At 44.0% G+C, this 250-nt stretch carries 1 protein-coding gene; it reads left to right on the top strand.

Translation table 11 applies throughout. The features are described from left to right. Window positions 1-250, top strand: a 250-nt coding sequence (locus HUK45_RS09410; RefSeq protein ID WP_191912059.1) for an LPXTG cell wall anchor domain-containing protein, incomplete at both ends; no start/stop codon positions are given.

Here is a 250-nt window from a genome sequence, read left to right as displayed (position 1 = left end):
TCACGGTAACACCAACCGATCCGAAGACACCAAGCGATAAGCTTCCAGACAATCCTGGCAAGAACTATCCAAAGGGTGTTGATAAGAAAGATCTGAACAAGACTGTTAAGCGGACGATTACGTCTCAACCAACGACAGCTGAGGATAACCAACTACCACAAACTGGTAATAACAATAGCTTAACATTAATAGGCTTAGGTGCCTCCACCTTATTGGGAATGTTTGGTCTTGCTGCTGTAAACAAGAAGCG

The organism is Limosilactobacillus urinaemulieris (genome assembly GCF_014838745.1).
GTDB lineage: Bacteria > Bacillota > Bacilli > Lactobacillales > Lactobacillaceae > Limosilactobacillus > Limosilactobacillus urinaemulieris.
Note: the sequence above shows the minus strand (reverse complement) of the source record. Positions and strands in the feature narration are given on the sequence as shown.